Raw genomic sequence first — 12,165 nt, 5'->3', positions numbered from 1 at the left:
GAGCGCGGCCGGCTCATGCGACTGCGGGCAACGGGTCGGCCGGCGCGGTGTCGGTGGGTTTGCCACCCGCCGGCCCCGACCGTGGCAAGGCGAGCTTGACGATCTTGCGGACCACCGTGCCGAACTGGCGCAGCAGCGGGCCGCGGTTGTAGGGAATACCGTAACGTTCACAGATCTCTTGCACCTCGGGCGCGATCTCGGCATACCGGCGCGCCGGGATGTCCGGGAAGAGATGGTGCTCGATCTGATGCGACAGGTTGCCCGACAAGAGGTGAAATATCTTGCCGCCCGTCAAGTTTGCCGACCCGAGCACCTGGCGGAAATACCACATGCCGCGAGATTCGTCCTTGGTCTCTTCGAGGGTAAATTCCTGGGTACCGTCCGGGAAGTGGCCGCAGAAAATGATCATGTACGACCACACATTGCGCATCAGGTTGGCCGACAGGTTGCCCGCGAATACGAACGGCGCAAACGGGCCGGCCAGTAGCGGGAAGGCCACGTAGTCTTTCAGCGTTTGCCGACGCGTCTTTTTCCAGATGGCCCGCAGCACCTCGCGCTTGTCGGCAATCGTGATCTCACCGGCGCGGATGCGCTCGGTTTCCAGTTCATGCAGCGCGACCCCATACTGGAACAGCACCATGAGCAGGAACGCGTAGATCGGGTTACCCAGAAAGTACGGTTGCCAGGGTTGGTCTTCGCTCATCCGCAGGATGCCGTAGCCGATGTCGCGGTCCATCCCGACGATGTTGGTGTGGGTGTGGTGCATGTAGTTGTGGGAGTGCCGCCATTGATCGGCGGGGCAGGCCGTGTCCCATTCGAACGACCGCCCTGAGATGGTCGGGTCTCGCATCCAGTCGTACTGACCGTGCATGACGTTATGACCAATCTCCATGTTGTCCAATATCTTCGACAGTCCGAGCATTGTGGTGCCCGCCAGCCAGGCCGGAGGCAGGAACAGCAGCGCGCGCCCACCGACCTCCAGGGCGCGCTGTGTCTTGATAACGCGACGGATGTACTCGGCGTCTTTTTCGCCGAGGTCTGCCATCACCCGCTCCCGGATAGCATCGAGTTCACGGCCGAAGGCGTCGGCCTGTTCGGGCGTAAGGGTGATCTTGTTGTGTGTCATGGTTTTCCCTCCCAAGGTTGATATGAGTTGCGCGGCAGCCCGTAGCTACAGCGATAGATCGACGTCACCGACCGGCACCGACACACAGATCTGCACATCCTCGTCGGGGGCCGTAGAAACCGCACCGGTGATCAGGTTTCGCACAGTGCCGGAGGTCTTGCGCCGGGTACAGGTGTGGCAGATGCCCATCCGGCAGCCGTTGTCGGGTGTCAACCCGGCCGACTCGGCCTGCTCAAGCAGCGAGCGGCCATCGTCGACGACGTCGATACCGCTGTCTCCGAAGGTCACTCGACCGCCCGCAGGAGTCGCCGGCGCCGCCAACACGGGTGGCACAAAGCTTTCGGTGAACACGTTTTCACAGTGTTGCCGCACCGCGTCCACCAAAGTGGTGGGCCCGCAGACGAACACCACGTCCGGTGCGGCCATCGCCGCGGCCAGGTGGTCCGGCCCGAAACGACCGACCAGGTCGCCCCGGTCCGATCGGGTGTAGCCGTGCAGCACTCGCACCTTGGGCATGGCGGCCAGCTCCTCGCGGTAGCAGTCCTCGGCCGGGGTGCGCGCGTAGTGGACGAACGCGATCTCGCCCGCGTGGTGCTCGGCGACCAAGGTCCGCAGCATCGCCATCACTGGCGTGATGCCGCTGCCGCCCGAAACGAACAGGACCCGGCGAGGTCGCCTCCGGGGCAATACGAAGTCGCCGCCGAAACCGGCCAATCCGACCACCATGCCGCGGCGGGCATGCTGGTAAAGGTAGTTGGATACCAGTCCGCCGTCGTGGCGGCCGATCGTCAGCTCGAGAGTCGGGCTGCCTTCGGCATTGGCCGGTGAATAGCAACGGGTGTGCCGACGACCGTCGATGTCGACAGTGACGTTGACATACTGGCCCGCCCTGAGGCCGCCGCCGGCGGTATAGGCGTCGTTGGGCGCCAACGTAAAGGTGACGCTGCGCGGCGTGGTCCGCCGCACGTCGATGACCCGGGCGCGGGCCTCGCCTAGCGTCCACGTCGGCGCCACCAGCTCGGTGTAGCGATCGATGCCGTGCGGACCGGTGAGCAAATCGACCAGGGTCGAACCTAGGACTCGCTTGGCGATAGTTCGGGTCAGGGTTCGAGCCGAAATTTGAGCCGAAGTCTGGGCCGAAGTTTGAGTGAACATATGTACACGATGCGCTGATACAGTCCTGGTCGTCAAGGATTTTTCGCCCTCTTGTGGTAGGGTTCACACAGTGAACGACCGTACGCCTAGCTCACGCTCGCACCGGTCAAGCCGGGACCGCGGCCGCGACGGCCAGTCCCGGGGGGAGCGTAAAGAGGCCACCCGGCGTGCCATCATCGCCGCGGCGCTCAAGCTGCTGCAGGACCGCAGCTTCAGTGGTTTGAGCCTGCGCGAGGTGACCCGCGAGGTCGGAATCGTGCCCGCCGCCTTCTACCGCCACTTTGAGTCAATGGAGGCGCTGGGTTTGGTCCTGATCGACGAGTCGTTCCGGACATTGCGGGACACACTGCGCGGCGCCCGCGCCGGCCGGCTCGATCCGAGCCGGGTGATCGAATCGTCGGTCGAAATCTTGATCGCCAGTGTCGCCGAGCGACGCGAACACTGGCGGCTCATCGCGCGCGAACGCAACAGCGGGCTTTCCGTGCTGCGCTACGCCATCCGAACCGAGATCCGACTGATCACCTCCGAGCTGGCCACCGACCTGGCCCGGTTTCCGGGCCTCAACGAGTGGAGCACCGAGGACCTCAACGTACTCGCGACGCTATTCGTCAACGCGATGATCGTCATCGCCGAGGCGATCGAAGACTCCCAGAGTTCTGAAGCGCTAGAAGAGATCCGACGCATCGCCGTCAAGCAGCTGCGAATGATCGCGATCGGCGTCGCCGGCTGGAAGAGCCGGCCCTGATTGTCGCGTCAGGCCGGTACCGAATCCGTCTCCCGCTCCCACGATCGGTGCTTGGCCAGGGCGGTGGCGAGGGCGTCCATAAAATCGTCCGACAGGTCATCGACGGCCGCGGTGGTCGAGATAACCCCGCTGTCCGCAACGACATCCGTGCTGTCTGCCATTCGCTCGCCCACCCCTGCCTTGCGCAGCAATTCGACTCCGGCGCCGAACGCGCCTACCACCTTGAGGTGTTTGTAGGCCTCGGTGATGAAGTGCACGGCATAACCGTCCTCGGCTAGCGTCTGGACGGCATCCGGTCCGCATGGCACCACGACCGCGTCGTAAAGCACCGATGACATCGTCATGATCGCCCGGTCAACGGCCAGATCACCACCAGATCCGCCGGCGAGCTTGCCACCCCCTGTGGGTGCGAGCACTTCGGGTATGGCGCCGCGTTTGCGCATAGCATCGATGAACCGCTGCGTACCCACCGCGTCGACACCGTCGGCAGCCAGGATAGCGATCTTGCGTGTTTCGATGCTGTCGGTCGCCGTGTTCAGCTGGGACAACGCCGGGGACGCCGGGATCTTGTCGTCGACCGGCTGTTCCTCGGGCACAGGAAGACCCAGTGCCGCGGCGACCCGGGCCGCCAGATCGTGGTCGATCAAATTCAGCTGATCGACTACGCGCGAACGGATTTCGACCACTTCGACCTTGCCAAGCTCGAAGGCGTACGCAGCGACGATGTGCTTGGCCTCGACCTCCGACATGCTCTTCCAAAACATCCGCGATTGGCTGTAGTGGTCCTGGAAACTCTCGGCCCGCCGGCGGATCTTGTCACCGTCGACCTTTTCGGTGTAGTGGCGAAAGACATTTTCGTCGGCAAGTGCCGGGCAGCCCCCGCCGAGGCTGTTCTTGTGGTAACTGGATCTGCCTCGCGGAATGGTGTGTTGGCCATAGCCGTCGAGTTGGTTGTTGCGGACGTCAGCGAGCGGCCGGTTGACCGGTAGCTGGGCAAAATTGGGCCCACCTAATCTGATCAGCTGGGTGTCCAGGTAGGAAAAATTGCGGAACTGCAGCAGCGGGTCGTTGGTGAAGTCGATGCCGGGCACCACATTGGCGGTGTGGAATGCCACCTGTTCGGTCTCGGCAAAGAAATTGTCCGGATTGCGATTGAGCACCATCTTGCCCACCGGACGCACCGGAACCTGTTCTTCTGGAATGATTTTCGTTGGGTCGAGCAAGTCATACTGAAATGCGAACTCGTCGCTCTCCGGCACCAGCTGCACACCTAGCTCCCACTCGGGATACTGGCCGGCTTCGATGGCCTCCCACAGATCGCGCCGGTTGAAGTCGGGATCCTTACCGGCGATCTTCTGGGTTTCGTCCCAGATCAGGGAGTGCACACCGAGGCGGGGCTTCCAGTGAAATTTCACGAACGTGCCCTCACCCTTGGCATTGACGAACCGGAAGGTATGCACGCCGAACCCCGCCATCATCCGATAACTGCGCGGCAACGCCCGATCCGACATCAGCCACATGATCGTGTGCAGGGTTTCCGGTTGGAGCGAGACGAAATCCCACAAGGTGTCGTGCGCCGACTGCGCTTGCGGAATCTCGTTGTGCGGTTCGGGTTTGACGGCATGTACGAAGTCAGGGAACTTGATGCCGTCCTGAATGAAGAACACCGGGAAGTTATTTCCGACCAGATCGTAGTTGCCCTGATCGGTGTAGAACTTGGTGGCAAAACCGCGCACATCTCGAACGGTGTCGGCAGACCCCCGGGATCCGACCACGGTGGAGAACCGGACGAACACCGGGGTCCGCTTGCCCGGCGTGGTCAGGAACGTCGCCGCAGTGAAGTCCGCCAGCGAATCGTCGTAGGGTTCGAAGTAGCCATACGCGCCCGATCCGCGCGCATGCACCACCCGTTCTGGGATCCGCTCGTGGTCGAAGTGGGTGATCTTCTCTCGGGCGTGGAAGTCTTCGAGCAGGGTGGGACCGCGTTCGCCCACCTTCAGCGCATCGTCGGTGTGGTCGACCCGCACACCCTGCTGCGTTGTCAGGTAACCGGTTTCCCGGTTTACCCGGACCTGGTCCAGTTGCTGTTGTTTCGGGTCACGATTGTTGCTTGTCATTCGCCCTCTCCGGCTATAGGAACTCCGGTGCGGATACCCCGTTGAGACCGGAACAAACGGCTGGATCAGTCGTCGTCGACGATCTCGAACAATGAGCTGCCCTCTTCGAAGGTGCCGTCCACGCGGTCTCGACGAAACCTGCCCGGCCCCTCGCTATCCAACGAACCAGCTGGCGTGTCCGGTTGCTCAGCCGCAAGTCGGTTGTCGAGGGATGGCCCCGCCCGTCCTTCACCTGCCGTCATGCCGAACCGGTCGACCGCACGCCAGCGTTCGGGCGGGTCGACCACAGTGTCGCCGTCGGCGTTGTGCAACACGTCGGAGTCGGTGGATTCGGCGGGGTTGAGCGTATCGCCAGGGCCGCCCTCCGCAGGGAAGTTCGCGGGATCGACTAGGTCTCCTGGAGCCATCGGCTCCGGTTGCCCGCAGCGCTACGCCGCTAAACCCCGGTTCGCATCCGAACCGAAAAGTTCGTGGTGGTGACTAGCGCGGTTCACGCCACATTGACCACATCGGCGGGCCGCCGCGTGGGAGCGTGATTTCGCCGGTGACCACAAAGCCGAATCGCTCGTAGTAGGGCACATTTTCCGGCTTGGAGGACTCCAGATATGCCGGGCAGTACTCGGCGTCGCAGCGATCCAGTCTCGAGTGCATCAAAGCTCGTCCGAAGCCGTGCCCGCGAACACTTAGGCCGCTGCCAATCACCGCCAGATACCAGTGAGGTTCTTCGGGGTGAGCGGCCCTCATCGCCTCCTGGACGGCAAGTCCCAACCCGGTCTGACGGCCAAGTGCGCGTAGCAATGATGGCATCATCACCGCTTGCGCGACGACGGTTTCACGCCAGTGACCGGGCGGATCCCACAGTGCCGCCGCACCGATACCCGCGCCGTTGGCGGCCACCTCAACCCCGCCAAGTCCCAAGTGGTGACGGCGGGTCATGATCGCAAACACGCGGAGTAGCTGGGCGGCCCGGCGAGTGTCGTCGGGCAACATCCAGACCATCACCGGATCGTCGTAGAAGGCTTCGGCCAGCGTGTGGGCTAACTCGCGGATATCGCCCTTTGTCGCGGGACGCACTTGCGGTGTCACGCACGTCAGGCTAGTAGGTGCCAGATTCGGGGCAAATGCCGTGTGCTGGACTCGGCGGCCACCCGTACGATGGTGTGGCTCCCCGAACGATGCCGGCGCAACGCTGCGCCGGGGAACGGTGGCCGACGGTGTGGGATTTCGAAACGGACCCGGAATACCAGGCAAAGCTGGACTGGGTACACAAGTTCATGGTCGACGAACTCGAACCGCTCGATCTCGTCGCCCTCGATCCGTACGACAAAAAGAACCCCGAGATGATGGCGATACTGCGGCCACTGCAACAGCAGGTCAAGGGCCAGGGGTTATGGGCCGCGCACCTGCGGCCCGAGCTTGGCGGTCAGGGGTTCGGCCAAGTCAAACTTGCGCTGCTCAACGAGATCCTCGGGCGGTCCCGCTGGGCACCGTCGGTGTTCGGCTGTCAGGCGCCGGACTCAGGCAATGCCGAAATCCTGGCGTTGTTCGGTACTGAGGAACAGAAAGCTCGCTACCTGCAGCCACTACTGGATGGCGAGATAACTTCCTGCTACTCGATGACCGAACCGCAGGGTGGCTCAGACCCAGGGATGTTCGTTACCGCCGCGACCCGAGACGGCGACAGCTGGATCATCAACGGGGAGAAGTGGTTTTCCACCAACGCCAAGCATGCGTCGTTCTTTATCGTCATGGCCGTCACCAACCCCGACGCCCATACCCACGAAAAGATGTCGTTGTTCATTGTTCCCGCTGAGACACCCGGCATCGAGATCGTGCGCAACGTCGGCGTGGGGACAGAGTCCGCCAAGCACGCCAGTCACGGCTATGTCCGCTACAACGACGTGCGGGTGCCGGGCGATCACGTATTGGGCGGTGAAGGTCAGGCGTTCATGATCGCCCAGACCCGACTCGGTGGCGGCCGCATCCATCACGCGATGCGGACGATCGCGCTGGCGCGCAGGGCGTTCGACATGATGTGCGAGCGCGCGGTGTCACGCAAGACCAGGCACGGCCGACTGGCCGACCTGCAAATGACCCAAGAGAAGATTGCCGACAGCTGGGTCCAGATTGAGCAGTTCCGGCTGCTGGTATTGCGCACGGCCTGGCTGATCGACAAGCATGACGACTACCAGAAGGTGCGCCGCGACATTGCGGCGGTCAAGGTTGCGATGCCCCAAGTGCTGCATGACGTGGCGCAACGAGCCCTGCACCTGCACGGCGCGCTCGGGGTCTCTGACGAGATGCCATTCGTCAAGATGATGGTCGGTGCCGAATCGCTGGGCATCGCCGACGGTGCTACGGAGCTACACAAGATGACGGTTGCTCGCCGCACGTTACGTGAATACGAGCCGGTGACAACGCCTTTCCCGTCGCAGCACATCCCGACCCGGCGCGCAGCCGCCGAGGCCCGGCTGGCGGAGCGCCTGGAACACGCAATCGCAGAATTCTGACCCGGTCGCGCGCCGCCGCTCATCACGACACGTAAATCTTGCACGCGAAACGCCGTAAAACACGGCCACAGATTATGTTTCGCGACTACTGGGTCGCCTGGTTAGGTGACGTACCGAACGACGCTTTCGGCCACGCACGCCGGCTTGCCGGATCCTTCGACCTCGACGGTCGTCGACAACGTCGCCTGCAGGGCGCCATTGCCGACGTCTTCGACACCGACCAACGAACTCTGCGCACGCACTCTGGAACCGACCGGAACCGGAGCGGGAAAACGAACCTTGTTGAGCCCATAATTGATTGCCAGCTTGATGCCGTTGACGGTGTACATATCGTGTTGCAATCGCGGCAACAGTGAGAGCGTCATGAAGCCATGGGCGACGGTCTTGCCGAACGGCCCCTTGGCCGCCCTTTCCGGGTCCACGTGGATCCACTGGTGGTCCCCGGTCGCATCGGCAAACAGGTTGACGTCTTCCTGAGTGATGGTCACCCAGTCGCTTTGTCCGATTGTCTCGCCCACAGCGGCGGCGAGATCGGCTACTGACTCGAAGGTACGCATGACCGGCTCCTCTGCTCGGGGGTAAGCATAGATCGTGTGAAGCTGCTGCTGATTGCCGATACGCATGTCCCGAAACGCGCTCGGGACCTGCCCGCACAGGTCTGGGACGAAGTGCTGCGCGCCGACGTGGTCATTCATGCGGGTGATTGGGTGGCCGCCGACCTACTCGACGAACTGGAGACCCGGGCCGCGCGCCTGGTCGCGTGCTGGGGAAACAACGACGGGCCCGCGCTGCGGTCCCGACTGCCGGAACGAGCGGACGCGACGCTATCGGGGGTGCACTTCACGGTGGTCCACGAGACGGGCCCCGCGGCCGGCCGCGAGGCGCGGATGTCTCGCCGCTATCCAGACAGTGACGTGCTGGTTTTCGGCCACAGTCACATCCCGTGGGACAGCACGACCGATACCGGCCTGCGGTTGTTGAATCCGGGATCGCCAACGGATCGCCGCCGACAACCCGCCTGCACCTACATGACGGTCGAGGCGCAGAAAGCAGCCCTGACCAGCGTCATTCTTCATCAGGTAGAAACATAGCTCCCCTACAGATGTATTATGGCGGAAGTGACCACCCGAACGGATCTCGCCGCTGCAGTTCCGGGGATCCTAGGCAGGTTCCGTCGGCAACTACGGCGATCCAGCGGCACCGGCTATTCGCCCGGCAGCCTGTCCGAGTCACAGGCCGAGCTATTGCGGCTGGTAGCGCGACGACCCGGGGTTTCGATCAGCGATGCCGCAAACGAGCTTGGGCTGGTCGCCAACAGCGCCTCGACTCTGGTATCCAAGCTGGTCGGCGAGGGATTGCTGGAACGAACCTGCGACGCCGCCGACCGCCGCGTCGGCCGATTGCGGCTCACCGAGTCGGCTCAGCAGGTGATCGATGCCTCGGCGGAAGCACGGCGAGCCTTGCTCGCCGACCTGCTGCGCCGGCTTGATGACAACCGAATCGGGGTATTGGCACAGGGATTGGAGGTCCTCGAAGAGGTGACCCTGATGCTTCAGGAACAAACAGAAAAGCTTCAGGAACAAACAGAAAAGCTTCAGGAACAAAGAGAGTGAACACACCAGCCATCCCGGCGATCGACTGCTGCCAGCTGACCTATCGCTACGGCAAGCACACCGCAGTCGACAACCTCACATTGCAGGTCCGGGCCGGCGAAACGATGGGCCTGCTGGGACCCAACGGCGCCGGGAAGACGACGGTGGTGCGTATGCTGACCACGTTGGCGCCGGTGCGTCACGGCGAGCTACACATCTTCGGGCTGGATGCCCGCCACCAGACGGTAGCCATACGCAGCAATATCGGCTATGTGCCACAGAAACTTTCGATCGAAACCGCCCTGACCGGACGGCAAAATGTGGAATGGTTTGCCCGGTTGTACGGTGTGCCGCGAACCCAGCGCGCCGAGCGCGTCGATGCGGCGCTGGCCGCGATGGACCTACTTGATACCGCCGATCGGTTGGCAACAACCTACTCCGGCGGCATGGTTCGCCGATTGGAGGTGGCCCAGGCCCTGGTCAACCGTCCGTCACTGCTGGTCCTGGACGAACCAACGGTCGGACTCGATCCGATTGCGCGCGACGGCGTATGGACACAGGTGCAACGCATGCAGTCTCAGTTCGGCATGACAGTGCTGCTGACTACCCATTACATGGAAGAAGCGGACCTGCTGTGCGACCGGGTGGCGCTGATGCATCGGGGCGCGCTGCGGGCCGTGGGAACACCCGAGGAGTTGAAGTCGACGTTGTCGCCCGACGCCACCCTCGAGGACGTGTTCCGCCACTATTCGGCGTCCGACTTGGCGACCGATGCTCCGTCCGGAATGTCTGAAATACGCTCCACCAGAAGGATCGCCCGCGATGTCAATTGATCACGCCGGTGCGCTGAGCCTGGTCCGCGCCCCCCGCGGATTCGACAAGGTTTCCGCAATGCTTAGCCGCATAGCGGCATTCGCGATCGTCGAATTACAGAAGCTGCAGCACGACCGAACCGAGCTTTTCACGCGGATGGTGCAGCCGGCGCTGTGGTTGTTGATCTTCGGCACCACCTTCAGCCACTTACATGTCATCGACACCGGCGCGGTGTCCTACTTGGCATTTCTGGCGCCCGGAATCATTGCTCAGTCAGCGCTGTTCATCTCGATCTTCTATGGCATACAAATTATTTGGGACCGAGACGCGGGTATCCTCGACAAACTCATGGCGACCCCAGCGCCAGCATCGGCGCTGATCACCGGCAAGTCGTTCGCCGCCGGTGTCCGATCGGTCGCCCAGGTCGTCGGGGTGTTGGTGTTGGCCTACGCGATGGGTGTCGGACTGACCACCAACCCACTCCGAATCGTGGCTGCCATGGGCGTGGTGATGCTCGGCGCCGCATTTTTCGCGTGCCTGTCGATGACCCTGGCCGGACTGGTACGCAATCGCGAGCGCCTGATGGGTATCGGGCAGGCCATCACGATGCCGCTGTTCTTCGCTTCCAATGCGCTGTACCCGGTCGACGTAATGCCAACCTGGCTGAACGCACTGAGCACGGTGAACCCATTGAGCTACGAGGTCGACATTTTGCGGGCGTTATTGATCGGCACCCCTTTCAACCCGGTGGACGTCGTCGTGTTAGTGATAGTGCCGGTCATCGGAATCATCACCGCGTCAAAGGTTTTACGCCGTCTGGTCTCCTAGTCCGAGCGAATCTCGGCCCTGAATTGCAGAATTGCTAGCCCATGGACTAACAATTCTGAAGAATGAATATCGATCTGAGCGCCAATCGTTATCTGAACGCGACGATTCCGGCCCGACTCTCAATCGTTAACCAAACGCGATGTTTTGCTTCGGCCGTGATAAACGAATTGTGTAGTGCCGCTGTGTTTCACTCGCCCAGACAGATTCGACCGCGTCGTGCGGCAGATGAAAGTTGGGATGGGTAGGAGCTATGAAGTTCGTTGAGAAGTTGCGTGGCGCAGCGGCCGGCGCGCCGCGCCGGCTGGCTGTCGCGGCCATAGGGGCTGCCCTATTGACCGGTCTCGTCGGGGCCGTCGGCGGCACCGCAACCGCGGGGGCGTTCTCGAGGCCAGGCCTCCCGGTGGAGTACTTGCAGGTGCCATCGGCGGCGATGGGCCGCGAAATCAAGGTCCAGTTCCAAGGTGGCGGAGCGCACGCGGTCTACCTGCTCGACGGTCTGCGAGCGCAGGACGACTACAACGGTTGGGACATCAACACGCCCGCCTTCGAGGAGTACTACCAGTCCGGTTTGTCGGTAGTGATGCCCGTCGGCGGCCAGTCCAGTTTCTACAGCGACTGGTACCAGCCCTCCCAAGGCAACGGTCAGAACTACACCTACAAATGGGAGACATTCCTGACCAGGGAGATGCCCACCTGGCTGCAGGCCAACAAGGGCGTGTCACCAGCCGGCAATGCGGCAGTGGGCCTTTCGATGTCGGGAGGTTCGGCCCTCATTCTTGCCGCCTACTACCCACAGCAGTTCCCCTACGCCGCGTCCCTGTCCGGATTCCTCAACCCCTCCGAGGGCTGGTGGCCGACGTTGATCGGTCTGGCGATGAACGACTCGGGCGGTTACAACGCCAACAGCATGTGGGGTCCATCCACCGACCCGGCCTGGAAGCGCAACGACCCGATGCTCCAAATTCCACGTCTGGTGGCCAACAACACCCGGATCTGGATCTACTGCGGCAACGGGACCCCCAGTGACCTCGGCGGCGACAACATGCCGGCGAAGTTCCTCGAAGGGCTGACGCTGCGCACCAACCAGACCTTCCGGGACACCTATTTGGCATCGGGCGGGCGCAACGGAGTGTTCAACTTCCCGACCAACGGAACGCACTCGTGGCCCTATTGGAATCAGCAGCTGGTCGCCATGAAGGGCGACATCCAGCAGGTGCTCAACGGAACCAACCCTTCGGCCTGAGAACCGGCAGTAGCAACAAGCCAGCATCGGCAGCAG

At 62.7% G+C, this 12,165-nt stretch carries 13 protein-coding genes; 7 read left to right on the top strand and 6 right to left on the bottom strand.

The genetic code is table 11. The features are described 5' to 3' along the window. Nucleotides 1-13: 13 nt before the first annotated feature. Nucleotides 14-1,126, bottom strand: coding sequence for a fatty acid desaturase family protein (locus MB901379_RS01245; protein WP_174236961.1), 1,113 nt, complete (start codon nucleotides 1,124-1,126; stop codon nucleotides 14-16). A 45-nt stretch (nucleotides 1,127-1,171) separates the two neighbouring features. Further along, on the bottom strand, nucleotides 1,172-2,281 hold the full coding sequence (locus MB901379_RS01240) for a flavin reductase family protein (protein ID WP_158014950.1): 1,110 nt from the start codon (nucleotides 2,279-2,281) through the stop codon (nucleotides 1,172-1,174). A gap of 70 nt (nucleotides 2,282-2,351) precedes the next feature. Here MB901379_RS01240 and MB901379_RS01235 point away from each other — a divergent pair, with 70 nt between their 5' ends. Then, the gene (locus tag MB901379_RS01235) at nucleotides 2,352-3,026 is read left to right on the top strand and encodes a TetR family transcriptional regulator (protein WP_158014949.1); all 675 of its coding nucleotides are present in this window, start codon (nucleotides 2,352-2,354) and stop codon (nucleotides 3,024-3,026) included. A gap of 8 nt (nucleotides 3,027-3,034) precedes the next feature. Here MB901379_RS01235 and MB901379_RS01230 read toward each other — a convergent pair whose 3' ends face one another. The 3 genes from MB901379_RS01230 to MB901379_RS01220 all read right to left on the bottom strand — a co-directional run bounded on the left by MB901379_RS01230 (nucleotide 3,035) and on the right by MB901379_RS01220 (nucleotide 6,229). Further along, nucleotides 3,035-5,143, bottom strand: coding sequence for a catalase (locus tag MB901379_RS01230; RefSeq protein WP_158014948.1), 2,109 nt, complete (start codon nucleotides 5,141-5,143; stop codon nucleotides 3,035-3,037). A 65-nt stretch (nucleotides 5,144-5,208) separates the two neighbouring features. Further along, complete coding sequence (locus MB901379_RS01225) at nucleotides 5,209-5,550, bottom strand: hypothetical protein (RefSeq protein WP_158014947.1); 342 nt, start codon at nucleotides 5,548-5,550, stop codon at nucleotides 5,209-5,211. A gap of 73 nt (nucleotides 5,551-5,623) precedes the next feature. Beyond that, nucleotides 5,624-6,229 (bottom strand): GNAT family N-acetyltransferase, encoded by a 606-nt coding sequence (locus MB901379_RS01220; RefSeq protein ID WP_158014946.1) that lies wholly within the window; start codon nucleotides 6,227-6,229, stop codon nucleotides 5,624-5,626. A gap of 128 nt (nucleotides 6,230-6,357) precedes the next feature. On the opposite strand from MB901379_RS01220, the gene MB901379_RS01215 reads away from it, so the two are divergent. Beyond that, nucleotides 6,358-7,653: an acyl-CoA dehydrogenase family protein gene (locus MB901379_RS01215; RefSeq protein ID WP_197717887.1), complete on the top strand. Its 1,296-nt coding sequence runs from the start codon at nucleotides 6,358-6,360 to the stop codon at nucleotides 7,651-7,653. A 101-nt stretch (nucleotides 7,654-7,754) separates the two neighbouring features. Here MB901379_RS01215 and MB901379_RS01210 read toward each other — a convergent pair whose 3' ends face one another. Continuing rightward, entirely contained in the window at nucleotides 7,755-8,210 is a 456-nt protein-coding gene (locus tag MB901379_RS01210) for a MaoC family dehydratase (protein ID WP_158014945.1), read from the bottom strand. Between the two features lie 36 nt (nucleotides 8,211-8,246). Here MB901379_RS01210 and MB901379_RS01205 point away from each other — a divergent pair, with 36 nt between their 5' ends. The 5 genes from MB901379_RS01205 (at nucleotide 8,247) to ag85C (ending at nucleotide 12,129) form a co-directional block, all read left to right on the top strand. Then, nucleotides 8,247-8,744, top strand: coding sequence for a metallophosphoesterase family protein (locus tag MB901379_RS01205; RefSeq protein ID WP_158014944.1), 498 nt, complete (start codon nucleotides 8,247-8,249; stop codon nucleotides 8,742-8,744). Nucleotides 8,745-8,762: 18 nt separating this feature from the next. Continuing rightward, nucleotides 8,763-9,266, top strand: coding sequence for a MarR family winged helix-turn-helix transcriptional regulator (locus MB901379_RS01200; RefSeq protein ID WP_158014943.1), 504 nt, complete (start codon nucleotides 8,763-8,765; stop codon nucleotides 9,264-9,266). Continuing rightward, a complete protein-coding gene (locus tag MB901379_RS01195; protein ID WP_158014942.1) occupies nucleotides 9,263-10,078 on the top strand; it encodes an ATP-binding cassette domain-containing protein in 816 nt (271 codons plus the stop codon). The genes MB901379_RS01200 and MB901379_RS01195 overlap by 4 nt, the downstream gene beginning before the upstream one ends. After that, complete coding sequence (locus tag MB901379_RS01190; RefSeq protein WP_158014941.1) at nucleotides 10,068-10,886, top strand: ABC transporter permease; 819 nt, start codon at nucleotides 10,068-10,070, stop codon at nucleotides 10,884-10,886. Before MB901379_RS01195 ends, MB901379_RS01190 begins: the two co-directional genes overlap by 11 nt. A 250-nt stretch (nucleotides 10,887-11,136) precedes the next feature. Beyond that, complete coding sequence (ag85C, locus tag MB901379_RS01185) at nucleotides 11,137-12,129, top strand: diacylglycerol acyltransferase/mycolyltransferase Ag85C (RefSeq protein ID WP_158014940.1); 993 nt, start codon at nucleotides 11,137-11,139, stop codon at nucleotides 12,127-12,129. Nucleotides 12,130-12,165 lie beyond the last annotated feature (36 nt).

The organism is Mycobacterium basiliense, assembly GCF_900292015.1.
GTDB lineage: Bacteria > Actinomycetota > Actinomycetes > Mycobacteriales > Mycobacteriaceae > Mycobacterium > Mycobacterium basiliense.
Note: the sequence above shows the minus strand (reverse complement) of the source record. Positions and strands in the feature narration are given on the sequence as shown.

Coding starts and splice junctions, on each gene's coding strand:
- MB901379_RS01230 (WP_158014948.1), bottom strand. CDS start 5,143: ATGACAAGCAACAATCGTGACCCGAAACAACAGCAACTGGACCAGGTC.
- MB901379_RS01240 (WP_158014950.1), bottom strand. CDS start 2,281: ATGTTCACTCAAACTTCGGCCCAGACTTCGGCTCAAATTTCGGCTCGA.
- MB901379_RS01210 (WP_158014945.1), bottom strand. CDS start 8,210: ATGCGTACCTTCGAGTCAGTAGCCGATCTCGCCGCCGCTGTGGGCGAG.
- MB901379_RS01200 (WP_158014943.1), top strand. CDS start 8,763: ATGGCGGAAGTGACCACCCGAACGGATCTCGCCGCTGCAGTTCCGGGG.
- MB901379_RS01225 (WP_158014947.1), bottom strand. CDS start 5,550: ATGGCTCCAGGAGACCTAGTCGATCCCGCGAACTTCCCTGCGGAGGGC.
- MB901379_RS01190 (WP_158014941.1), top strand. CDS start 10,068: ATGTCAATTGATCACGCCGGTGCGCTGAGCCTGGTCCGCGCCCCCCGC.
- MB901379_RS01245 (WP_174236961.1), bottom strand. CDS start 1,126: ATGACACACAACAAGATCACCCTTACGCCCGAACAGGCCGACGCCTTC.
- ag85C (WP_158014940.1), top strand. CDS start 11,137: ATGAAGTTCGTTGAGAAGTTGCGTGGCGCAGCGGCCGGCGCGCCGCGC.